The 22100-nt window shown below is 43.8% G+C and carries 20 protein-coding genes; 12 read left to right on the top strand and 8 right to left on the bottom strand.

The genetic code is table 11. The features are described from left to right. Nucleotides 1-168: 168 nt before the first annotated feature. Nucleotides 169-1317, bottom strand: a complete 1149-nt coding sequence (locus AB4585_RS09235; RefSeq protein WP_372154453.1) for an iron-containing alcohol dehydrogenase — start codon at nt 1315-1317, stop codon at nt 169-171. Nucleotides 1318-1510: 193 nt separating this feature from the next. Between AB4585_RS09235 and AB4585_RS09240 the strand changes: the two genes are divergently transcribed. The 6 genes from AB4585_RS09240 (at nt 1511) to AB4585_RS09265 (ending at nt 6197) form a co-directional block, all read left to right on the top strand. Next, on the top strand, nt 1511-2395 hold the full coding sequence (locus AB4585_RS09240) for an AraC family transcriptional regulator (protein ID WP_017062661.1): 885 nt from the start codon (nt 1511-1513) through the stop codon (nt 2393-2395). A gap of 569 nt (nt 2396-2964) precedes the next feature. Continuing rightward, a complete protein-coding gene (locus tag AB4585_RS09245) occupies nt 2965-4212 on the top strand; it encodes a RidA family protein (protein ID WP_372154454.1) in 1248 nt (415 codons plus the stop codon). Nucleotides 4213-4425: 213 nt separating this feature from the next. Next, nucleotides 4426-4782 carry a hypothetical protein gene (locus tag AB4585_RS09250; RefSeq protein ID WP_017062659.1) on the top strand — a complete coding sequence of 119 codons (357 nt, stop codon included), beginning with the start codon at nt 4426-4428 and terminating at the stop codon, nt 4780-4782. 94 nt (nt 4783-4876) lie between these two features. Beyond that, nucleotides 4877-5026, top strand: a complete 150-nt coding sequence (locus AB4585_RS09255; protein WP_017067591.1) for a hypothetical protein — start codon at nt 4877-4879, stop codon at nt 5024-5026. Nucleotides 5027-5144: 118 nt separating this feature from the next. Continuing rightward, the gene (locus tag AB4585_RS09260) at nt 5145-5609 is read left to right on the top strand and encodes an acyltransferase (protein WP_017062657.1); all 465 of its coding nucleotides are present in this window, start codon (nt 5145-5147) and stop codon (nt 5607-5609) included. Between the two features lie 69 nt (nt 5610-5678). Then, a complete protein-coding gene (locus AB4585_RS09265; RefSeq protein WP_017062656.1) occupies nt 5679-6197 on the top strand; it encodes a GNAT family N-acetyltransferase in 519 nt (172 codons plus the stop codon). Between the two features lie 115 nt (nt 6198-6312). Here the strand turns inward: AB4585_RS09265 and AB4585_RS09270 are convergent, their stop codons facing one another. Next, nucleotides 6313-6759, bottom strand: a complete 447-nt coding sequence (locus AB4585_RS09270; protein WP_017064470.1) for a DUF417 family protein — start codon at nt 6757-6759, stop codon at nt 6313-6315. Nucleotides 6760-7026: 267 nt separating this feature from the next. Between AB4585_RS09270 and AB4585_RS09275 the strand changes: the two genes are divergently transcribed. Beyond that, the gene (locus AB4585_RS09275; protein WP_004731436.1) at nt 7027-7389 is read left to right on the top strand and encodes a RidA family protein; all 363 of its coding nucleotides are present in this window, start codon (nt 7027-7029) and stop codon (nt 7387-7389) included. A gap of 120 nt (nt 7390-7509) precedes the next feature. Here AB4585_RS09275 and AB4585_RS09280 read toward each other — a convergent pair whose 3' ends face one another. Further along, nucleotides 7510-9096, bottom strand: coding sequence for a BCCT family transporter (locus AB4585_RS09280; protein ID WP_372154455.1), 1587 nt, complete (start codon nt 9094-9096; stop codon nt 7510-7512). Nucleotides 9097-9572: 476 nt separating this feature from the next. Between AB4585_RS09280 and AB4585_RS09285 the strand changes: the two genes are divergently transcribed. Together AB4585_RS09285 and AB4585_RS09290 are read left to right on the top strand one after the other, a co-directional pair. Continuing rightward, the gene (locus AB4585_RS09285; protein ID WP_372154456.1) at nt 9573-12740 is read left to right on the top strand and encodes a chitinase C-terminal domain-containing protein; all 3168 of its coding nucleotides are present in this window, start codon (nt 9573-9575) and stop codon (nt 12738-12740) included. 294 nt (nt 12741-13034) lie between these two features. Continuing rightward, a complete protein-coding gene (locus tag AB4585_RS09290) occupies nt 13035-14498 on the top strand; it encodes a diguanylate cyclase domain-containing protein (protein WP_372154457.1) in 1464 nt (487 codons plus the stop codon). A gap of 135 nt (nt 14499-14633) precedes the next feature. Here the strand turns inward: AB4585_RS09290 and AB4585_RS09295 are convergent, their stop codons facing one another. Continuing rightward, nucleotides 14634-14888 carry a YgjV family protein gene (locus AB4585_RS09295; RefSeq protein ID WP_017068159.1) on the bottom strand — a complete coding sequence of 85 codons (255 nt, stop codon included), beginning with the start codon at nt 14886-14888 and terminating at the stop codon, nt 14634-14636. A 268-nt stretch (nt 14889-15156) separates the two neighbouring features. Here AB4585_RS09295 and AB4585_RS09300 point away from each other — a divergent pair, with 268 nt between their 5' ends. The 3 genes from AB4585_RS09300 to AB4585_RS09310 all read left to right on the top strand — a co-directional run bounded on the left by AB4585_RS09300 (nt 15157) and on the right by AB4585_RS09310 (nt 17576). After that, the gene (locus AB4585_RS09300; protein WP_017064475.1) at nt 15157-15744 is read left to right on the top strand and encodes a DUF4136 domain-containing protein; all 588 of its coding nucleotides are present in this window, start codon (nt 15157-15159) and stop codon (nt 15742-15744) included. 178 nt (nt 15745-15922) lie between these two features. After that, nucleotides 15923-17107, top strand: coding sequence for a serine hydrolase (locus tag AB4585_RS09305; RefSeq protein ID WP_372169642.1), 1185 nt, complete (start codon nt 15923-15925; stop codon nt 17105-17107). 175 nt (nt 17108-17282) lie between these two features. Further along, nucleotides 17283-17576: a YkgJ family cysteine cluster protein gene (locus AB4585_RS09310; protein ID WP_080582263.1), complete on the top strand. Its 294-nt coding sequence runs from the start codon at nt 17283-17285 to the stop codon at nt 17574-17576. Nucleotides 17577-17742: 166 nt separating this feature from the next. Here the strand turns inward: AB4585_RS09310 and AB4585_RS09315 are convergent, their stop codons facing one another. From AB4585_RS09315 to AB4585_RS09330, 4 genes are all read right to left on the bottom strand, one after another. Further along, a complete protein-coding gene (locus AB4585_RS09315) occupies nt 17743-19419 on the bottom strand; it encodes a pseudouridine synthase (RefSeq protein WP_372058977.1) in 1677 nt (558 codons plus the stop codon). A 150-nt stretch (nt 19420-19569) separates the two neighbouring features. Then, complete coding sequence (locus AB4585_RS09320) at nt 19570-20190, bottom strand: glutathione S-transferase family protein (protein ID WP_372169646.1); 621 nt, start codon at nt 20188-20190, stop codon at nt 19570-19572. 35 nt (nt 20191-20225) lie between these two features. Then, a complete protein-coding gene (locus AB4585_RS09325; RefSeq protein WP_102428560.1) occupies nt 20226-21257 on the bottom strand; it encodes an NADP-dependent oxidoreductase in 1032 nt (343 codons plus the stop codon). Between the two features lie 143 nt (nt 21258-21400). Further along, entirely contained in the window at nt 21401-21991 is a 591-nt protein-coding gene (locus AB4585_RS09330) for a TetR/AcrR family transcriptional regulator (RefSeq protein WP_017062643.1), read from the bottom strand. Between the last annotated feature and the right edge of the window lie 109 nt (nt 21992-22100).

A 22100-nucleotide genomic window follows, 5' to 3' on the forward strand; every position in this document is an offset into this window, starting at 1 on the left:
TAAGGACTTATGAGAATTTAATAGCATCTTGTAGGGCAAATTAAAAAGCAGCGCTCAAAATGAACACTGCTTCTGTTGTACGAAAGAAAAAAGTAATGGGTTCAGTCAGATGTGAAAATTCATCGTTGTATGACCACTATCTTTACTTTCTCTCTATTTTCCCGATTCTTAGTGAATCGCAGACTCTAGAATCTCACGTGTTTTCTCTGGCGTGATTGCTTGATTCTCACCAAGTTGTAGGTAGCCGTGTGATTCAAGTTGAGCGACAACATTGTCAATCGCCGTTGCTTTGTTTGTTTCGTAGCCGTCAAACATGGTTGCTACGTCTAGGCTGTGGTAGAACGCTTCGATTGCAGCGATTGTGCGTTCTGCTAAATCAGCACCCGCTTCTAGGCCAAATACGTTACGACCCATTTGCTCTAGCTTGCCACGTTTTGCTTCGATTTGGTTACGAAGTAGTGAAGGTTGAACAATCGCAAGCGAACGTGCGTGGTCTACGTGCCATAGTGCTGTGAATTCGTGGCCAATCATGTGAGTTGCCCAATCTTGAGGAACACCCGTACCAATTAGGCCGTTAAGCGCTTGGTTTGCTGTCCACATTAGGTTTGCACGCCATGCGTCGTTGTCACGCTCGTCGTATTGCTTACCCAGTACAAGTAGGTTCTTAAGCAGTGTTTCCGCGTAACCGTCTTGAACCATCGCGTCTGTTGGCATCGTGATGTATTGCTCACACACGTGTACCCACGCATCAACTAAACCGTTGATCAATTGGCGCTCAGGTAGAGACTTCATTACATCTGGGTCCATAACCGCAAACTTAGGCTGTACTGCAGGGTTAAGGAAAGCAAGCTTCTCTTGAGTCGCTTTACGCGTGATTACCGCACCCATGTTAGATTCAGAACCTGTCGCAGGAAGTGTCAGTACCGCACCGATTGGCGTCGCTTCAGTTACTTGGTGTTTGCCCGTTAGGATGTCCCAACCGTCGCCGTCATATTTAGCCGCTGCAGCAACGTACTTAGAGCCGTCGATTACTGAACCACCGCCAACAGCGATAATGAATTCTACGTTTTCTTCTTTAACAAGAGCGACTGCTTTGTCTAGCGTCTCTTTGGTAGGGTTTGCTTCAACGCCAGAGAACTCAATCCAAGAGTGATCTTTTAAAGCTTCTACAACTTGGTCGTATACACCGTTGCTCTTGATTGAACCGCCACCATAGATGACCAGTACTTTCTTCGAAGTATCAACAGCTTGGCTGATAGCGTTGATTTGGCCTTGACCGAAATGGATAATAGTAGGGTTAACGTAAGTAAATTGCATCAGAGATTCCTTGTGTAAAGCGAAATTTGTTATTTTGGTTTATTGCTCAATTTCTATATTTGCATATTAGTACAGTAATCTAGGTCAATGAAGAGCTGTTCCTCCAAATAAATTGCCTATTTCTACAAACTTGATATTCTTCCTCTGCTTTAGCTTACTTACTCTTAGCACTTAGAATGGAAAGTCGCCACTTATGAAAACACTCGCTCAGTTATTACAGTCTTATGTTGAACACAAAGGTTGGGATGACCTTGAAGGGATCAGAGAAACTGAAATTAGCGGTGTGTGGTTGTATCGAAGCAGTGGCGGGAATCAGCGTCAGCCATTTACTTACCAGTCTGGCATTATCATGCTCGGACAGGGCAAAAAGAACATCTACATTGGTGAAAGGCCAGTGACTTACGCTGCAGGTGATTATCTTGTGGTGGGTGTGCCAATGCCGTTAGAGTGCGAAGCCTTGCCTGTTAATGGCGAACCATTGCTTGGTTTGTCGATAAGCATTGATTCTCAACGTTTGCATAGCTTAGTCAAAAAGCTCGAAGACCAAGGCTTTCTAGAGAGCTACTGCAACAAGCATAAACAGAACTCGAGTGGCTTAGAATCGACGCCGATGGAAGAGCAAATGCTAGAGAGCTTTACCCGGTTGGTGAAAACGCTGCATTGCGACATTGAAGCCAATATATTGGGCGATGCGATGGTGACAGAGATTGTCTACCGCGCATTAACCGGTTCAGAAGGGCGTGTGCTGTTTGATTTAGCTCATCATGATGGCCATTACGCACGTGTCGCTAAAGCGCTGTCTAAAGTGCATGAAGAATACGACCAAACCATCACTGTTCAATCGCTGGCTGACGAAGCCAACATGAGCGTGTCTGCCTTCCACTATGCATTCCGTAATGTCACTTTTGAATCACCACTGCAATATTTGAAGAAGGTTAGGCTCAACAAAGCGAAAGAGCTGATTCAACTAGAAGGCCTTCGTATTAGTGATGCTGCACGTCGAGTCGGTTATTCTAGCCCATCCCAATTCAGTCGCGAATTTAAGCGCCACTTCAATACTACTCCAAGAGCGGTTTAGTTCTTCTTTCAACGAAACTATGTGTTGAGAGCTATAATGCCAAAAGCTATGGTGACGATTGCTCATATTTGTTGAATTATATGAGTAAATGTATCTAATCATAGGCATTGTCAGATTGTAGGTATTTGATTCTCGAATATATTATTAACGTACTTATATAAAATAAGCTCTCGAAAATAATTAATTAAATAGCCTAAGAGTTTATGCACAGGTATAGGGGAGAAACTCACTAACTTAGCTATTAACGAAGTTTTAGTGTGAACAACCTATCAAATATTATCTAAAATTCTGGAATTACTCACCGTACTATCAGAGAGAGTATTCAGGATTATTGAATAGACTTAAAATTAAAGATAATTTAGCAGTTGATAAAGCCTAGTACGACGGATAATTAGTCGTTTGATGACTAATTATTCTGTAACTTGCTGATTTATAGTCAACTGAGAGTCTGATGGATATCACGTTTACCCTAAAATAATTCACTTAACATGGCGCTACTTTAATCATTCTTTCAAATACGATTGTTAAATATAAATACGTATACCTATTTTATTAAAAGGATAATACCGATGAGTAGCGATATCATTAAAATTTCAAGAAACACTGAAAACGCACCAATTAATTCTGTATCTACACAAACGGTCGCTTTTTCTCATTATAATAACTTTTCTGCTCAACTTCCGATTGACCCTAAAACGGGTGAAATAGTCATCGGTGATATTAAAGATCAAGCAGCACAATGTTTGAATAATATTAAAGCGATTGTTGAAAGCATCGACCATGTTATGGATGATGTCGTGAAGATTCATGTTTTCGTTAAGAATATTTCTGATATCGATGCTATTGATGAAGTTTACAAAAGCTTCTTCCACAACAGTCTGCCAACACGCACTGTCGTGGGTGTCGCTGCACTGACAAACAGCGATGCGCTGGTTCAAATGGATGCTCTCATTTCTAACGGTGAAGGCACTAAACCACAAGCACCTTGCGCTCTAATTAAGGTATCAAGAAATACGGATAATGCACCTCAAAGTACTGTGTCCACGCAGACTGCTGCCTTTTCTCACTACAACAATCTTTCAGCTCAGTTGCCTATAGATGTAGCCACAGGTGAGTTGGTTGATGGTGGTATCGAAGCGCAAACAGCACAATGTCTATCAAACATCAAAGCTATTCTAGAAAGTATCGGTCATGTCATGAATGATGTGGTTAAAACGACTATCTACCTAAAAAATATCGCAGATGCGGAAGTGGTAAATGAAGTATGTGCTAAATTCTTCCCAAGCTACGTTCCTGCTCGTACTGTTGTTAACGCAGCTGAATTACCAATGGGTGCTTTAATTCAAATTGATACATCCATTTCACATGGCGACGGTACACCGCCGCAATTACCAGAAGACACTCGCTTACTGGTTATTGAAACCAATAATACTGTTTCTGCACCATTCATGCCTTATTCGCATACTGTTGCTTTCTCTCACTACAATCATATTTCAGCCCAATTACCTTTAGATCCGAAAACAAATGAAATCGTTGCTGGCGGGGTAAAAGAACAAGCGGAACAATGTTTAAACAATATTAAGGCGATAATTGAAAGCGTTGACCATAGCATGGACGATACGGTGAAAATTAATATTCAACTTAAGGATATTTCAGATATTGATGTGGTAAACGAAGTCTACACCACATTCTTTAATGCTGAGCTGCCTGCAAGAACGGTAGTAGGGGTTTCAGAAATCCCAATGAATGCTTTAGTACAAATTGATGCTGTCGTTTCTAACTGTGAAGGGACACCTCCACAAGGCGTTGTTGCATAAATCAATTGAACCCTTCTCGATAATATCGATCAGATCTCGGTTTAGCTTCCAAATAGGGAGCAAACTCAACAGGCCGAGATCTGATCCGTTCACTTCATTACTCAAGTCCATCGAAGCGACACACCTAAGCTTATCCCGTAAACATGGTATTTATAAGGTTGAAGTGTTTTAATATGAAAAACAGACGCTTAACGTAATAAAGAAAACCAGTTTATGCAATTTCGAGCCATTTTACTGCTATGCCTTACCCTAATAGGGTGTTCGTCCAATCAAGAGTTGGTACCCGACCCAACAACCATCACGCTATTTTATGGTGATACATCCATCGCCGCAGGTGTTTTAGAGGATAAAACATTCAACTCAGTCCTTGCCGATAGGGTTGAAAGCGTTACGTTTTCGGGCTCAATATCAAAGAAAGACTCTGGCTATTTTGTCGATATGTTAGTGATTCGAGAAACAAAAGAGCCACGTTCAACACGACAGCTTAACACCTCGCTTCTAATGAAACCGGGAGAGTTAGTAGATGTTGGCGGCGTGAATAACGATGTGTTCAGGGTAATCCTCGAGTAACAAAAATAAAGTGTTCAATTAATCTGATTTTTTGCTTTACCTCAACCTAACTTCAAGTCTTAAGCTTCTCTTACTGATTAAGAAGGAGCTTATTATGCAAAATAACTACATAAAAGAACTCGCCGTTAAAACTTACCAAGAAGACCTTCAAAAAGAGTACGTTAGATCTAAAGCTCAGCCATTCCACGCCCCAAGTTTTATCGGTGGGGTGCTGTTGTCAGTTGTGCTGGTAGGACTGTTTTAATTTATGCAGAATTTCTGATCCATTGCCAACTCTCAACATATCTATTTGCTGCACTTTAATGGCTACGGCACAATCTCTTAGGTTGAATTGTGACGCTAATGTCGAGAGGAAGTGAAGTATGGCAAGTCCAAGAGTATTAAAGTCACAGATTACTGATATTACCTGTGGCGAGAATGTCACTATCATCGAGCCAAGTAACGTTTATGGCTGTGAGCTTAAAGATGATGTGTTCGTTGGCCCCTTTGTTGAGATTCAAAAGAACACCGTGATAGGTGCGAGAAGCAAGATTCAATCTCACACCTTTATCTGTGAGTATGTGACCATTGGAAGTGACTGCTTTGTTGGTCACGGAGTCATGTTTGCCAACGACTTATTCAAAGAGGGCAAGCCAGACCCTAATCCTGAAAGTTGGGGGCGTACCTTGATAGCTGACAACGTCACGATCGGTTCTAACGCTACGGTTCTGTCTGTCAGCATTTGCGAAGGTGCAGTAATCGGCGCGGGCAGTGTGGTAACGAAAGACATCACCGAAAAAGGTATCTACGCAGGTAACCCAGCCAAGAAATTGAGAGGTTTACCGTAACCGTATTAATAAGCCGTGGTTCATGAATCATAAGGTGCGGCTTTTTAGGGAAACATTAGAGTATTTGTCATGGATGTATTTTTACACTTACTTCAACCGAATGACGCGAGTGCGCTTTTGGATTTTGAGGTCGAAAATCGAGAGTGGTTTGAGCAATTTATTCCAGTTAGGGGTGATAGCTTCTATTCAAATGCAGGTGTGACCGAGCAAATCACCAGCTTTCTAACTGAATACGAGAATGGTGAGATGATTCCTATGTTGATCAAAGATGCCAATGGCACTGTCTGTGGAAGAATCAACATCCGCGATATCGACCAGATCGCCCATAGTGGAGAGCTAGGGTATCGAGTAGGTCGTTCCTTTGCTTCAAAAGGCATTGCGTCTAACGCAGTAAAGCAGTTTCTACTCTATTTGGAGGAACAGACCAACCTTAAATATGTTGATGCCTATGCGTTAGTGGGCAATATCGGTTCCAACAAAATCTTATCCAATACCGGTTTTGAATTGGTCGAGTATGTTGAGAGCTACGCGGTGTTTAAAGGAGAACATCAAGATGCTAATTTTTATCGTAAGGTTTTAGCTGACTAGGTGACTATCAGTGCCTTATACATTAGAAGCTGGCAGCGTCCTTCTAGCCAGCTTCGAGTCTTTTTATTTAAAGGTTTAAGGTTACTTCTAGGTTTGGCCACTTCTAGATTTACGGTTACTTCTGAGGTTTGTTATGTTCGATTACGCTAATCGCGATAGCCAAAAACAGGATATCTTTCACTAGGAAGAAGTTAGTGACTAAGATGCCATCCGATACTTTCCAAGCGTTTGGCGTTGTAACCAGGAAGCTAAGTGTCACAACAAAGATAGCCGATGCAGCAATGCCTGAGTAGAAAGCTACTGTCGGCTTCTTAAATCCAACGATCAATCCAATCGCGACGATGATCTCCGCGCCACCCACCATGTTAGACACAGCTTGTACTGAGAACAGATTGTAAAGCCAGTTCATTGCAGGATGATTCGCGATTAGCGGTTCAATGAGCATCGCTTCAGTTGGCGTAAACTTATAAATTCCAATCCAAGCGAGCACTAATGCTACTCCAACCACGCCTAGGTTATATCCCACATTACTCTGTTTTAAATCATAGGTTTGAACATGCATAAAAGTACTCCATTTAATAAAATCCTTGAATATGACCGCAAGAGTTCAGATTAAATTTCGCATTGAGAATAATAATTAATATATTTATCTAGAGACTTATTGTCTCGATATGAACTTAAATACTGGTGATGTTGAGAACCGAAGCAATGTGTAGGCGATAGTGCTGTTCAAAAGGTACAGCGAGCCTTCCAATTTTTGTTTTCAATATTCACGATTTGGATTAGATTACGTTGACGTAAACCCCTAATTATAAGAAGAGAATCGCTCGTGAAAATCCATAGAATTAACCCGACCAAACGTTGGTCAGATGTAACTGTATTTAATGGCATCGCAAGTTTTGTTGAGGTACCAGAGACTGATACAACGGCAGGAATTAAGAGTCAGGTTCAGCAAATTTTTGATCAAGCTGAAGAAATGATGAGCTTGGTCGACAGTGACAAATCTCGCGTATTGTCGGTAACTATTTACCTAACAGATTTTGCCAATTTTGACGCGTTAAATGAAGTGTGGGAATCGTGGTTCCCTGAAGGCTGTGCGCCAAGCCGTGCATGTGTGAAAGCAGAACTTGCTAACCCTGAGCTATTGGTTGAGATGTCGTTTATGGTTGCTGCAGGTGAAAAATTCCAGTAATTGAAGATACTGATACCAACAACCTTATAGAACGTTATAAATACAAAAAAGCCACTCAGGTGAATCACTTGAGTGGCTTTTTAATTTTATACGCTCCCCGAAACTAAATCGGGTCAGGCATTAAACGAGACCTTGATCTCTGGCCATCTGTTTCGCGATTTTCGGTGCGTGCCATAGACACGGCAACAAGATGAACGATACAGGAACCGCAGTGATCACAATGAACGACTGTAGAGCGGAGATGCCGCCTGAACCCATTGAGATAAGTGCGATCGCTACCGCACCCATGATGATACCCCAGAAAGTACGTACCGCTGCGTTTGGCTCTGTCGTACCCGTCATTACCACACTGATGGTGTAAGTCATTGAGTCACCTGTTGTCACGATGAACGTGGTCGTCAGGATCAGGAACAGAATTGCAATCAGAGTTGGGAACGGCAGTTGCGCGGTAATTGCTAGAAGAACCGCCGGAAGGTTGAAGCCTTCGAACGCACTAGAAATCACACCTGGGTTCTCTAATTCAAACGCTAGACCACTACCACCAACGATGCTGAACCAGAAACACGTTACAAGCGGCGCAACGATGCTAATAGAAACGATCATTTGGCGAATAGTACGGCCACGTGAGATACGAGCAATGAAGATCGCCATCATTGGGCCATAACCTAAGAACCAACCCCAGAAGAACACAGTCCAGCCACCTAGCCATGCTGTATCTTGGCGGTATAGCGCCATTGGGATGAAGTTATCAACCATTTCGCCCATACCTTGCAGGTAGCCATCAACGATGAAGCTCGTTGGGCCAACAAGAAGGATGTAGCCGATTAGACACACAGACAAGATGATGTTGTAACGGCTTACCAGTTGGATACCTTTGTTCACGCCGCTCAAAGCAGAAAGCGTGTACATTGCGATAGCAAAGATAATAACAACACTTTGAGTTGCAAAGCTGTCTGAAATGCCAAACAGTTCGCTCAGTGCGTAGCTGATTTGTAGGCCAAGGAAGCCGATAGGGCCGATAGTACCTGCGGCTACAGCCACGATGCTGCATGCGTCGACAACGTTACCAACCCAACTGTTGATCGCTTTGTCGCCAAGTACTGGGTAAAGCAGAGTGCGAGGCTTAAGAGGAAGGCCTTTGTCGTAATGCAAGTGCATTAACACGATGGAAGACAAACCACCTAAGATTGCCCATGCAAGGAAACCCCAGTGCATGAAAGATTGTGATAGAGCATTGAACGCCATCGCTTGAGGATCTGCGTTGCCATACAGTGGCGGAGCTGAAACAAAGTGAGCGATAGGCTCTGCGGCTGCCCAGAACACACCACCGCCGGCTAGCAGCGTACATAGGACGATAGACATCCATTTAAAGGTGGTCATTTCAGGTAGGGCAAGCGTTCCTAAGCGAACGTGGCCGGTGCGACCTAGTGCAAGCACTAAACCGATAATGAAGTTGAGAAGTAGTAGGACTTGCCAGAAAGCACCGAACCACTTAGTTGAATAACTAAAGCCGATGTTTACAAGTTCGGACAACACGGAGGTGTTGGTGAAGGCTAGGATGACAAAGAGGGTTAAAAAACTGCCACTAAGCCAAAAGACTGGGTTTCCGAGTTCCAGTTTTTCACCCAAAGATTGAGCTTTATTGAAATCGATAGAAGTAGATTCTGCGTTGATGTTTTCGTTGGCGACTTGCGTCAAGTTGGACATTATTTCTTCGCTATATTTGGCTCTTTCGAGCCTATGTATTTCTCCCACACTTGCATTGGAAATGTGAGGTTCGTCAAAAAAATCCGCGATACTACCACAATTGTTAAGAAAAAGTGGGCAAATTTAGAAAAGAAATCAGTTCTACGGCGAAATCAATCCCTTTTGGTTAGTTTTAAAACGAAATTTCAGAACGAACAAATAAAGCAGATATGAATAGAGTTTTGTAATTAAGGATACGAATTAGGCGATATTTTTTAGCGTACCGAAATAAATTTAATATTAGTTGTTCGTGCAAAATAAGTGTCGACTCATTGCATGCTATAAACAAATTAATGCGAGTCATTTTATAAATATCGAATATTTTAGGTGTTAAATTGGCACTGTTACCTACAGTTGTTTTGCGAAGAGATTTAAGTGATGAGAAATATGACACTTAAATTAAGCATCTTGAAACAATAACTTAAGGGACAGCTAACATGCACCTAAACCAAGGAAGAGTGGCCAAGAAGGTTTTTACACTCAGTACTCTCACCGCGTCATGCTTAATGGCGTTCAACAGCTACGCGGCTGTGGATTGTTCAACGTTAGAAGCGTGGGATTCCGCCACGGTGTACACCGGTGGTGATCAGGTTTCACATGACGGCAGCGCGTACTCAGCGAATTACTGGAATCAAAATAACAACCCGAGCCAATTTGAGGGTGACTATGCACAATGGAAAAAGATTGATGTGTGTAGTGGTGGCGGAGGTGGCGGTACGCCAAATGAAGTACCAACGGCTTCATTAACGGCACCCTCTGCTTCTGACGTGATTACTGAAGGCGATAATGTTGTATTGAGTGCAACAGCACTAGATTCTGATGGCAGTGTGGCTTCGGTTGAGTTCTTTGTTGATGGCGCATCTGTTGCGGTAGTCACAGCGGCACCTTTCGAAGCGACTTGGGCTGCAACGTCGGGTAATCATCAGGTTTCTGTTGTTGCAACGGATAATGAAGGCGCAGCAAGTGTTGCAAGTGCGGTTTCTGTTTCTGTTGATTCAGCACAACCAGGGAATGAAGCACCGACAGTTTCAGTTGCACTTTCAGTGACATCTGTTGATGTTGGTGGTGTAGTCACACTGACAGCAACGGCAGCAGATAGCGATGGCACGGTTGATAAGGTTGATTTCTACGTAGCGGGTGCTCTTGTGGGCACTGCTGCAACGAGCCCTTACACGTTAGATTACACAACAACTCAAGCGGGTTCTTTAGCGGTTTACGCGAAAGCAACAGACGACCAAGGTGCGACTGCAGGTTCTGCGTTGGCATCTTTGACCGTGAACGGCGCTCCAACAGTGAGCACATGTCGCCCTGATGGCTTATATCAAACTCAAGGTGTCGATGTTCCTTACTGTACAATTTACGATGATGAAGGCCGTGAGAAAATGGGCGCAGACCATCCCCGTCGTGTCATTGGTTACTTCACAAGTTGGCGTGCAGGGGATGACCCACAAGCTGCTTACCTAGTAAATGATATTCCTTGGGAACAACTCACACACATTAACTACGCTTTCGTGAGCATCGGTTCAGATGGCAAAGTAAACGTCGGTGATGTAAACGATCCAAATAACGCAGCGGTTGGTAAAGAGTGGCCGGGTGTGGAAGTTGATCCGGCATTAGGCTTCAAAGGTCACTTCGGTGCATTAGCGACAGCGAAGAAAAAACACGGCGTGAAAACGTTAATCTCAATCGGTGGTTGGGCTGAAACAGGTGGTCACTTCGCGACTGATGGCAGCCGCGTGGCTGATGGTGGTTTCTACACCATGACGACCAATGCTGATGGTTCTATCAACCATCAAGGTATCGAAACATTCGCGACTTCAGCGGTCGAAATGCTGCGTAAGTACCAGTTCGATGGTCTAGATATCGATTACGAATACCCAACTTCTATGGCTGGCGCAGGTAACCCATACGACAAAGACTTCATGGAGCCGCGTCGTCAATACCTGTGGGCGTCGTACCAAGTGTTGATGAAAGTGCTACGTGAGAAGCTCGATGCGGCGTCTGCGCAAGATGGCAATCACTACATGTTAACGATCGCAGCGCCTTCTTCTGGTTACCTATTACGCGGTATGGAAACATTCGATGTAACCAAGTACCTCGATTACGTAAACATCATGTCTTACGACCTTCACGGTGCGTGGAACGATCACGTAGGTCATAACGCAGCCTTGTTTGATACGGGTAAAGATTCAGAGCTAGCGCAGTGGAACGTATACGACACGGCGGCTTACGGTGGTATTGGTTATCTGAACACGGATTGGGCTTACCATTACTTCCGTGGTTCTATGCCAGCAGGCCGTATTAACATCGGTGTGCCTTACTACACTCGTGGTTGGCAAGGCGTAACGGGTGGTGAGAATGGTCTTTGGGGCCGAGCAGCACTGCCAAACCAATCTGAATGTTCAGCGGGTACGGGTGAAGGCGAGAAAAACAACTGTGGCCATGGCGCTATTGGTATCGACAACATGTGGCACGATACCGATCCAAAAGGTAACGAAATGGGCGCGGGTTCTAACCCTATGTGGCACGCGAAGAACCTAGAGAAGGGTATTTGGGGCTCTTACGCTGAAGCTTACAAGCTTGATCCTGTGAATGATCCTTCAGATGTTCTAACGGGCACTTACACGAGAAACTACGACAGTGTGGCGGTTGCCCCTTGGTTGTGGAACGCAGAGAAGGGCGTATTCCTTTCAACAGAAGATAAACAGTCTATCGACGTGAAAGCGGACTACGTTATCGACAAAGAGATCGGCGGCATTATGTTCTGGGAACTAGCAGGGGATTATAACTGTTATGTTCTCGATGCGAATGGCAACCGAAGCTCTATCGATACGACTGAGCAAGCGTGTAACAGCGGTAACGGTGAGTTCCACATGGGTAACACCATGACGAAAGCTATCTACGATAAGTTTAAGTCTGCAACACCATATGGAAACAAAGTAGCGACGGGTGCTATTCCAACAGAAGCGCTAGATATCGCGGTATCGGTTGGTGGCTTCAAAGTCGGTGACCAAAACTACCCAATCAACCCTAAGATCACGTTCACGAACAACACAGGGCAAGCTCTTCCGGGTGGAACTGAGTTCCAATTCGATATCCCAGTATCTGCACCTGATAACGCGAAAGATCAATCGGGTGGTGGTTTGACCGTGATTGCTTCAGGTCATACTCGCGCGGATAACATCGGTGGACTAGATGGAACCATGCACCGAGTGGCGTTTACGTTGCCGACATGGGAAGAGCTTCCTGCTGGCGGTGTGTATGAGTTAGACATGGTGTATTACTTGCCAATTTCTGGCCCTGCTAACTACGCGGTGAATGTCGGTGGCGTTGATTACGCGTTTAGCTTCGAGCAGCCAGATCTACCATTAGGTGATATCAGTTCAGGTGGCGGTAACCCTGGCGATGGTGGCACCAATCCAGGTACATGTGATACGGCAGGTTTAGCGGTTTACCCAGACTTACCTCAGAAAGATTGGGCAGGTAACCCAAGCCATGCAAACACAGGAGACCAAGTGGTTCACAACGGTAGTGTTTACCAAGCAAACTGGTGGACAAGTTCTGAACCGGGTAGCGATGGTAGCTGGACTCAAGTTTGTTCTTAATTTAATGCTAAGCAAACTATTTATAGACAATAGAGTGTAGTAATAGGTAATAAACACAAATGCTTTTAAGTCTATTTATCAGGAATTAGTATCAATTAAGTAATCAATCTAGACGTAAAATCAAAAAGCCGAACTGAATCCAGTTCGGCGTTTTTGTTATAAGTCACAGATTACGTATAGAAACCCTTAAAAATATCGACACTCGTTCAGTAAAAAATAAAAACATGATATAAAACAGTCTGTATATAAGAGAAGTCACAGCGTTACCTGAAATTATAAATCTACGGGGTAATCTTGAAAGTCAGACGTAAATACATTCTTAATTTTTCAATTGCGCTCGCCGTCGTGTCGATGATTCTTTCTGCCTTTCAATTTAATCGAACTGAAAGGTCATTGTTGGAATCTAACCAACTGTTTTTTCGTACGATTGTGAACGCGAGTTACGATATTGTCGACACCACAGTTAATGAGGCGATAAAGACATATCTTAAAGGAATTACGGATACCGTTGCGTCTCATGTATGGCATACCACGCCAGAACAAGAAGTTGAACAGGTAAGCCAAATTGCCCGTGAATTGCATATTGGACAATCGGGTTATATCTATTTGATGTCACCCCAAGGCGTCCATCTCTACCATCCATTCTTGCAAGGTCAGAAGCGTGGGCATCTTACTCATATCCAAAAACAGCTCACTATTGACTCTGGCATGATCGAGTACTTTCACGCTAACCCTCATGAGATAAGCCGCAGAGCCAAAGTCGCTTATTCGATGAGGCTACCGAGTGGTAATACTTTGGTTGCGACGACCTATAAAGAAGAATTGATGTATTTGGTCGATCTTGAAGGTTTAAAAGATAAACTTAGAAAGTATGCGTTTGGTGATAGCGGATATGTGTACATTGTCGATCTGCAGGGTAACTTAGTGCTTCATCCAGATTATGAGCACAAATCATTGAAATCCTTAATAGGCTACTCGTCTGAACTGCTTATTGATCGAATCGCCACCAAACCAGAAGGTCAATTCAGTTACTCGATTTCCAGTGATAGTGGCACGACCAACAAAAAAATCTTCTATAAGTTTTACCCTTATCTTAATTGGGTCATTTCTGCAGGTATCTTAGAGCAAGAGCTTAATCGAAATCATAGCCTATTGTTTATTAGCTTGATGGCTTTGGTTGTAAGTTTGTTGAGCATTATTGTCGTGTTGGTGCTTTACCTGCGGCATCGTCATCTTAGAATCTTGGATGTGGCAAGCCTCGATTACCTTACTGGGCTTCCTAGTCGACGGAGTTTTATCGAACAGCTAAAACTGAAAATTACTCAAAGGTCGCCTTATCCGCTAACAAATGTCGGTGTCATTTTGCTGGATATTGACCATTTCAAGCGGGTGAACGATCAATATGGTCATGCTCAAGGCGATAGGTTTATCTGTGAGGTCGCAAAATCACTGCAGAGATTTGTTAACCGTCGTCGTTTGATTGCACGCTATGGCGGTGAAGAGTTTATTTTGGTGACGTTTGATTGTGATGAACATGAGTTATTCGAATTATCAGAGGCGTTACGGTTATGTGTTGAGCAACTTCAAGGCTTAGTGTCGCCAGTAACAATCAGCGCTGGTTGTTGCCATGCTCAAGCACTGACTGACATTGAAACCGCTATCGATAAAGCCGACAAAGCGCTTTATCAAGCAAAAGAGAGTGGACGTAACAACACTCAAGCGTATCGAGAGAACGAATATCACGTTGCTTACATGTGATCGGTTGAAAGCCTCATTGAATTGAAAAGTTTTGTTCACACAAATCGAGCTCTTGAGAACGACAAACACAAAAAAGCCCAAATAGATCGCTCTATTTGGGCTTTTTCAGAATTATTTGAAAGGCTAATCGTTAATTTAAGCTTTCGCTGCTTTCATCGCTTCCGTTTTTTTTTCCTTTTGCATTTTTGCAAGGAAGTAGATGTTTACACAAGCGATAAAGCCGTTGGTGGCTGCAACTGGCCATGCGTCAATCATGATGCCGTATGCTGTGAAGAGTGCACAGCCAATAAAGTTAAGGACACGCAGACGAACGATATCTTTCATTGTTAATGAAATTGCGACCATAATAGACGCAGCGTAACCTAAAATTTCAACCATATTGAATTCCATTGTTTGACCCTCTTAAATTTGCCGATACTTTGTCGGTACCAATTCTTCTCTTCATGAGATGATTGAGGAAGCTCCGTGCCTCGAATGGTCTGGTTTTGTTTAACGGGGAGAACTATACCAACTCTGTTTTTGTGATTAAACCCCCAAAACAGACAGAGGTGAAGGTTAGCGATTACGCAAACGTTTAATGACCTTTCTATTAACATAATTACTATTTATGTTGGAGGTTGAATTGATAGTTATTCTTATATAGGTAAGGAAGCCTCGAATGATAAAACGATCCATTTGTGCAACAAAAAGCATAAAAAAAGCAGCACTATTGGCTTTGATGGCTATTGGGCTGACCGCATGCTCTACGCAAGAAATACCACCCACACACAATTATGGTGTGGTCACTAGCGGTGACTTTGGTTTCATGAAACACGGCGTGATGACGTACTCCTGGCACCCTGAGTCAGAAAAGGTTTACCTTTCTCAAAAATACGATGAAACCGTGGTAACCGATTTAGTGCGTGATTCGATTCAAGAACAGCTCTCAAGTAAAGGTTATCAGTTAAAGCAGGATGGTGTCGGTGATGTTGTTGTAGGCTTTGGATTAGCGGAAGAATCGGAACTGAACGATGAGTCTATCTTCGATGCGATTAAGCTATCTACTGGTGTGCCATTTTACGATGGTGAAGGTAAAGTCGCGGAGAAAGGGTCGTTGTACATTGCGTTTTTCGTACCTAACTCAGAGGTCGTACAATGGCAAGCATTAGCACAGTCTGGCATCCAACCTGATTTAGAGCCAAGCGAGAGCAAACAGCGTATTACTGGCTTTGTTGAAATGTTATTTAGACGCATGCCTGAGCGATAGCATTAGGCGTTGAATGCATTCGTGGAGTAAATATTAGTTGTGGAAAATATGGTCAGATCGCAGATTATACTTTTTTATTTGTAACGAATGGTACAAATACGTAAAGCAACGTAAAGTTCGCGCTTCTTTTGCTAGCATTTGTCTATACTGCTCAAAACGTTAACTTAGGTTTGATTCAATGAAACTGTTTTCCAAATACTCTCTCCCTCTATTAAGTATATTCATTGTAAGTAACGCCGCGATGGTAAGTAATGCAGCTATCGCAGCACCTTCTATAGTACCAAGCCCACCTAGCCTAGGCGCAAAAGGGTATGTGTTAATTGATTTTAATTCTGGTGATGTGCTGGTAGAAAAAAACGCACATACGAAGTTAAACCCAGCAAGCTTGACCAAACTGATGACCAGCTATGTGGCAGGTCAAGAGATGAAGCGAGGCAACATCTCTGCTGATGATCAGGTACGAATCAGTGAGAACGCGTGGGCGAAGAACTTCCCAGACTCTTCAAAAATGTTCATCGAAGTAAACACCGATGTAGCAATGATGGATCTTTATCGTGGCTTGATTATTCAATCCGGTAATGATGCTAGCGTTGCGATTGCAGAGCATGTTGCAGGCTCACAAGATGCATTCGTTGACCTGATGAACTCTTGGGCTACCTCTCTGAAGCTAGAAAACACCCATTTTGCCAATGCACATGGTTTGGATGCAGACGACCTCTATTCGACTCCTTACGATATCGCGTTACTCGGTCGTGCCATTATTCGTGATTTACCGGATGTGTATGGCTTATACAGCGAACGCTCTTTCAGTTACAACGGCATCACTCAACATAACCGTAATGGCTTGTTGCGTGATAGAAGCTTAACCGTTGATGGCATGAAAACGGGCTACACCTCTGGTGCTGGCTACAGTTTGGCGAGTTCAGCGACACAAGGTGAGATGAGACTTATCGCGGTTGTGATGGGCGCATCAAGCGTTAAGAGCCGTGAATCAGACAGCAAACAGCTGTTGAGCTACGGTTTCCGTTTCTTCGATACACTAAACCCGCATAAAGGCGGCGATCAAGTGGCTGAAGAGAAGGTATGGTTTGGTGAGCAAGACACATTGAAATTAGGTGTGGCAGAAGACACGTTCATTACGTTGCCTAAGTCAGACAGTAAAAAGCTGACTGCATCTATCGAGCTTAACTCTGAACTGAAAGCGCCAATTGCAGAAGGTCAATCTCTAGGTGTGGTTCATTACACCGTTGATGGCGAAGATGTTCAAACTCAGCCTTTGATCGCGCTTGAAGCGGTTGAACAGGGCGGTTTGTTCAAACGTTTAATAGACTACGTTAAGCTGTTCTTCGCGAGCCTGTTCTAAATAGAGCCTGTGGCGATAAGCCGCGCTGAAAAGTCGAAATATTATGGGTGTTGTGAGTGAATCACAGCGCCCTTTGTTATTTCTACATCAATGAAAACGCCGCGCCGCACTATCTTTATTAGCCGTAGCGGGCGGTTTCGATTACTATACGCAAAATTTAGCAGTGTAGTCACTTATGACGATAGATATAAAGAACGTAACCGAACCCGAAGTAACCTGTGCAAATTGTCAGGCATGCTGTTGTCGTTTAGAGGTTATGATCATCACAGATACGGGCGTACCTGAAGAGCACATCGCTTATGATGAATGGGGCGGTGAAACCATGAAGCGCTTAGACGACGGCTGGTGTTCTGCGGTAGATAGAGAAACACTGATGTGTACTATCTACGAAAACCGACCATGGATCTGTCGCGAGTTCGAAATGGGCTCTTTCGAATGTGTTGACCAGCGCAAAGATGTGATGGGCTAGGCGTCTGCAGTATTGAACTCAGTAACTAAAGTACGCTAATGAACTGTGATAATCACATTAAAATTAAATATCAGGGTTCTATACCTTAAGCAGTTGTAGAACCTTGATGCGTTTTATGAGATCAAATATTGAGTGAGATAAGAGTCTTAGCTCGATAAGTTAGAGTTTAGAACTCGGAAGGCACTTCAAACTCCATCCATTCACCGGTTGTCGGGTGAATCAACTTTAAGTAGCCAGCGTGCAGGTGTAAGCGCTCGCGTTTGTATCCGTATAAGTCGTCACCACGAATAGGTACAGCAAGCCCTAATGGATGAGCACAGTGCACTCGCAGCTGGTGGGTTCGCCCTGTTTTAGGGTACAAGTGAACCTTGGTTTTGCCATTGTGAGTGCTAACCACTTGCCAATGGGTCTCTGCATTTCGGCCGTGTTGGTGACAAACCAGTTGTCTTGGTCTGTCCGTGATGTCGCCGCGCAAAGGAAGGCTGATATTGCCAGATTCGCCCGTTATCTCGCCATCTAACAAAGCGGTGTAGCGTTTCTCTACGGTTCTATTAATGAACTGCTTCTGAATATGCTTGTTTGATTCCGCCGTGAGCGCCAAGATCAACAAACCTGACGTCGACATATCCAACCTATGGATAATCAAAGGACCAGTCGCATCCGGGTAACGCGCTTTTATGCGGGTATAAACTGAATCTTCGATGAACTTACCGGGAACCGACAAGAACTCTTCAGGCTTATTGACGACTACGATTTCATCGTCTTCATAAACAATATTAAAAGACTTACCAACCGCAGGGTTCACGATAAGCGGGTTATCTTCTAGCTCTATGCCACTTAACTGGTGTTCGAGGATCTCAAAGCTTTTACTCTGACAAACAGGGTAGAGGTTTGCGTGTTGTCGAATGATGTCTGTAGGCGGTAATCCCCACCAAAACTCAGATAATGCTAACGGCTTGAACCCGTGTTCAAACGCAAAGTTAAGCAACTTAGGTAGGCAGCAGTCACCAGAGCCTTCAAGCGCGTCTTTACCATCGAGCAACTCGAGTAAATTCTTAGATTGCTTGGCTTGATTGATAAAGCGATAGTGAGAGAGGCGTTGAGTTTCCAACTGTTGTGAAACTGCTTGGTGATCTTGCTTACGGTTTTTCAGTTCGCTTTCAATCAAATCAATTTGTGATTGGCGCTCTGCGATCTTCTGTTTCCACTCAATACGAAGTGCTTTTAGGTCACGTTTCTCTTGGCTACTTTGATTGCCCAGTTGTTTGAGCAAATTCGCCGCTGACTCTAGATTCCCTAATGCTTTTTCTTGATTGGCTTGTTCTCTGAGTTCGTTACGCTGAGCTTTGTTTGCGGCCATTGCTAACTGAAAGGCTTCGATAGCTTTTGCTGATTCGATTTTTAACCCTTCAAGCTCGGCCAATAATGTGTCTAGATTGTGCGACTGTTGCAGCTTTTCAATGTCGTCCGAGAGCTGCAATTGTCGAGCAAGGTTCGCACTGTTTTGAGATTGAAACTGTTTTGAATCGAAGGCTGGTGGAACAAAGTGAATGTTGTTTAACTGAGAGACCAAAGCCGGATCTAACTGCAAGCCTGAAAACGCAGAAAGGTAACCTAACCCTTGTGTGGTTGGATTCTGAACAAGAAGCACAGCGTAGAGATTACCTTGCGAGGTTTCATTCACACCACAGTCGACAAGTGATTGCTGAAGCTGCAGCATAGCGAATTCACACACAGGGTGCGGGGTATAGTAATACGGAAACGTAAAACGAGTCGGTAGCGCTAAATCGACATTCGTGTTTGCTAGGTGCAGAGGTGTGTATTGAGCGAGGTTTGTTGGCATTAAGATCAAACTCTATGGCTGTTCAGTTAGAGTTCGGTATTGTTGTCGAAATGAAGACAAATGAGAAGCCAAAGCAGAAGATAAATCGGCTTTGGCTTCATTTAGTTTCTTGTGTTTACTCTAGCAAGCACGTGTTTGAGTGAAACTCGATCAGTTCGAGTGTTCTAGCTCTACTTGCTCAGCTTTTTGGTAAGCAGGGTGGCTCTTTAAAAGTTCACCGTATTTAGCGATGTTAGGGTAAAGCGCAGTTGCACCAAAGTTACCAACGATTTCTACGATGAACAACATCATAAAATCTGCACCTGTTAGTGTGTCTGCAACCAAGTAGGTTTTACCTTCAAGTGCATTATTCACGTAAGTTAAGATCTTTTGGTTTTCATCGTCTGCATAACCGCCTAGGAAGTTAGTTTCACAGCCGTCCTTCATTACAAAGATCTTAAGCAGCATTGGCAAAATACCTGAACTCTCAGCGAAGTGAAGCCATTGAGAATACTCAACGTAGTTTGCGGTGCCGCGTGTAGGTGCGAACTTACCCTGACCGTATTTGTCTATTAGGTATTCCGTGATAGCACCAGATTCAGTGATCACGACGCCATCGTCTTCAATGACAGGAGATTTACCCAATGGGTGAATGGATTTGAGTTCTGGTGGTGCAAGAAAAGTGACACTGTCTCGTTGGTAGGGTTTGATTTGGTAATCTACCCCAAGCTCTTCCAATAGCCAGATGATGCGCTTTGAGCGCGACTTATTCAGGTGATGCAAAGTAATCATGATTCTACCTAGTTAACGGGTTCAGTTTATTGAATTTATTTAGCTTCGTTCGTTTTGATAACAAGCTTACCGAAGTTCTGACCTTCCAATAGGCCCATGAATGCTTGTGGCGCATTTTCTAGACCTTCAACCAGGTGCTCACGATAGTGCATCTTGCCTTGAGACAACCATTCTGTCATTTGAACAGCAAATTCGTTGTAACGGTGTGCGTAGTCATCAAAGATGATGAAACCTTGCATCTTAATTCTTTTAACAAGCAGCATACCCATCAGGCTAGACATACGATCTGGTCCTTCAGGCAGTGAAGTCGCATTGTATTGAGAGATAAGGCCACACACAGGAATACGAGCACCTGTGTTAAGCAGAGGCATTACTGCATCGAATACCTTGCCGCCAACGTTTTCAAAGTAAACGTCGATGCCGTTGTCACACGCTTTAGCCAATTGCTCCGCGAAGTCGTCAGCTTTGTGGTCGATGCATTCATCAAAGCCAAGAATCTCTTTCGCGTACTGACACTTCTCTTGACCGCCTGCAACGCCGATAACACGACAGCCTTTTAGTTTGCCGATTTGTCCAACGGTTGCGCCTACAGCACCTGTTGCTGCTGCAACGACTAGCGTGTCGCCTTCTTTAGGTTGGCCGATATCAAGCAAGCCCATGTAAGCAGTAAAACCAGGCATACCCATGATGCCAAGCGCGTAAGAAGGGTGCGTTGGTTCTTTACCTAGTTTGATAAGGCCTTCACCGTTAGACACACCAAGATCTTGCCAACCTGTGTAAGCCAGTACCCACTCGCCAATTTCGTAATCAGCGTGGTTTGATTCTTCAACCTGACATACGGTTGCGCCTACCATCACTTCATCAATCGCAACGGGATCTGCGTAGGATTTAGCATCGCTCATACGACCACGCATGTATGGGTCTAGAGAAAGGTAAACTGAGCGAAGTAACATCTCGCCGTCTTTGATGCTTGGCGCAGCTACTGTCTCTAAACGGAAGTTGTCTTGAGTCGGTGCGCCAACTGGGCGAGAAGCCAATACGATTCGGCGATTGTCTTGTTGAGTCATTGGATGTCCTTAATTGTGTATTTTATACATTTAGAATTAGACCAGTCGTCTAGTCTTGTTGTCTAAAAATCCCGCCGTCATCAAATTGATAAGAGGGCGGGTGATTTTTTTAAGTTAAAGCCAATAAAGCGCGCTGCGCGTTATTAGCTTTCACCTTTTAAAATTCGTTCGGTAAGGCTCAAAGCTGACTGTAAGCTATGTGAGCTTTGGCTCAGCTTGCTCAATAAGCTGGCGCCTAACCACATTGAGTATAGGTTCTGAGCTGCTTCTTGGCTCTCTTCAACCTTTATGGAGCCATCTTCAATACCGCCGACAATGCACTGTTCGATGGTATTCGTCACTTTTTCTGCACCCTTTAATAGCGCTTGGCGCATAGGATCAGAAAGATCAGAAACTTCCGCGCTGAGTTTAACTACCAAGCATTTATGAGCATTGCAGGTGCCGTTTTCAATCTGTGACCATCGAGTGAAATAACTGACAATTCTCTGGTAATGGTTGCCTTCACCATGAACCAAAATAGTTTCAACTCTGCTGATGTAGGTCTCAAAATAGTGCTGGATCAGAGCCTCGCCAAATTGCTCTTTCGATTTAAAGTAGTGGTAAAACGACCCTTTCGGCACGTCCGCTTCTTTAAGCAATTGCGATAAGCCAACGCCGTTAAAGCCGTTGTTCACTATTAATTGGTAGCCAACATCTAAAACATGCAGGCGTGTGTCATTCGTTTTTTCGTTCATGGGCGGTACTATAAGTTAAATTAGACCAGTCGTCTAGTGGTCGGTTTTCGAGGGTATATTTGGTCGTTGTTACAGTAGCTAAATAGCTAATACCAATTAAAGTAAAAAT

The sequence above is a fragment of the Vibrio sp. 10N.222.49.C9 genome (assembly GCF_041474985.1).
GTDB classification, from domain to species: domain Bacteria; phylum Pseudomonadota; class Gammaproteobacteria; order Enterobacterales; family Vibrionaceae; genus Vibrio; species Vibrio crassostreae_C.

Bases quoted from the DNA above. Each gene is read 5' to 3' on its own strand.
- AB4585_RS09235 (WP_372154453.1), bottom strand. From the start codon at position 1,317: ATGCAATTTACTTACGTTAACCCTACTATTATCCATTTCGGTCAAGGC.
- AB4585_RS09240 (WP_017062661.1), top strand. From the start codon at position 1,511: ATGAAAACACTCGCTCAGTTATTACAGTCTTATGTTGAACACAAAGGT.
- AB4585_RS09245 (WP_372154454.1), top strand. From the start codon at position 2,965: ATGAGTAGCGATATCATTAAAATTTCAAGAAACACTGAAAACGCACCA.
- AB4585_RS09250 (WP_017062659.1), top strand. From the start codon at position 4,426: ATGCAATTTCGAGCCATTTTACTGCTATGCCTTACCCTAATAGGGTGT.
- AB4585_RS09255 (WP_017067591.1), top strand. From the start codon at position 4,877: ATGCAAAATAACTACATAAAAGAACTCGCCGTTAAAACTTACCAAGAA.
- AB4585_RS09260 (WP_017062657.1), top strand. From the start codon at position 5,145: ATGGCAAGTCCAAGAGTATTAAAGTCACAGATTACTGATATTACCTGT.
- AB4585_RS09265 (WP_017062656.1), top strand. From the start codon at position 5,679: ATGGATGTATTTTTACACTTACTTCAACCGAATGACGCGAGTGCGCTT.
- AB4585_RS09270 (WP_017064470.1), bottom strand. From the start codon at position 6,759: ATGCATGTTCAAACCTATGATTTAAAACAGAGTAATGTGGGATATAAC.
- AB4585_RS09280 (WP_372154455.1), bottom strand. From the start codon at position 9,096: ATGTCCAACTTGACGCAAGTCGCCAACGAAAACATCAACGCAGAATCT.
- AB4585_RS09285 (WP_372154456.1), top strand. From the start codon at position 9,573: ATGCACCTAAACCAAGGAAGAGTGGCCAAGAAGGTTTTTACACTCAGT.
- AB4585_RS09295 (WP_017068159.1), bottom strand. From the start codon at position 14,888: ATGGAATTCAATATGGTTGAAATTTTAGGTTACGCTGCGTCTATTATG.
- AB4585_RS09300 (WP_017064475.1), top strand. From the start codon at position 15,157: ATGATAAAACGATCCATTTGTGCAACAAAAAGCATAAAAAAAGCAGCA.
- AB4585_RS09305 (WP_372169642.1), top strand. From the start codon at position 15,923: ATGAAACTGTTTTCCAAATACTCTCTCCCTCTATTAAGTATATTCATT.
- AB4585_RS09310 (WP_080582263.1), top strand. From the start codon at position 17,283: ATGACGATAGATATAAAGAACGTAACCGAACCCGAAGTAACCTGTGCA.
- AB4585_RS09315 (WP_372058977.1), bottom strand. From the start codon at position 19,419: ATGCCAACAAACCTCGCTCAATACACACCTCTGCACCTAGCAAACACG.
- AB4585_RS09320 (WP_372169646.1), bottom strand. From the start codon at position 20,190: ATGATTACTTTGCATCACCTGAATAAGTCGCGCTCAAAGCGCATCATC.
- AB4585_RS09325 (WP_102428560.1), bottom strand. From the start codon at position 21,257: ATGACTCAACAAGACAATCGCCGAATCGTATTGGCTTCTCGCCCAGTT.
- AB4585_RS09330 (WP_017062643.1), bottom strand. From the start codon at position 21,991: ATGAACGAAAAAACGAATGACACACGCCTGCATGTTTTAGATGTTGGC.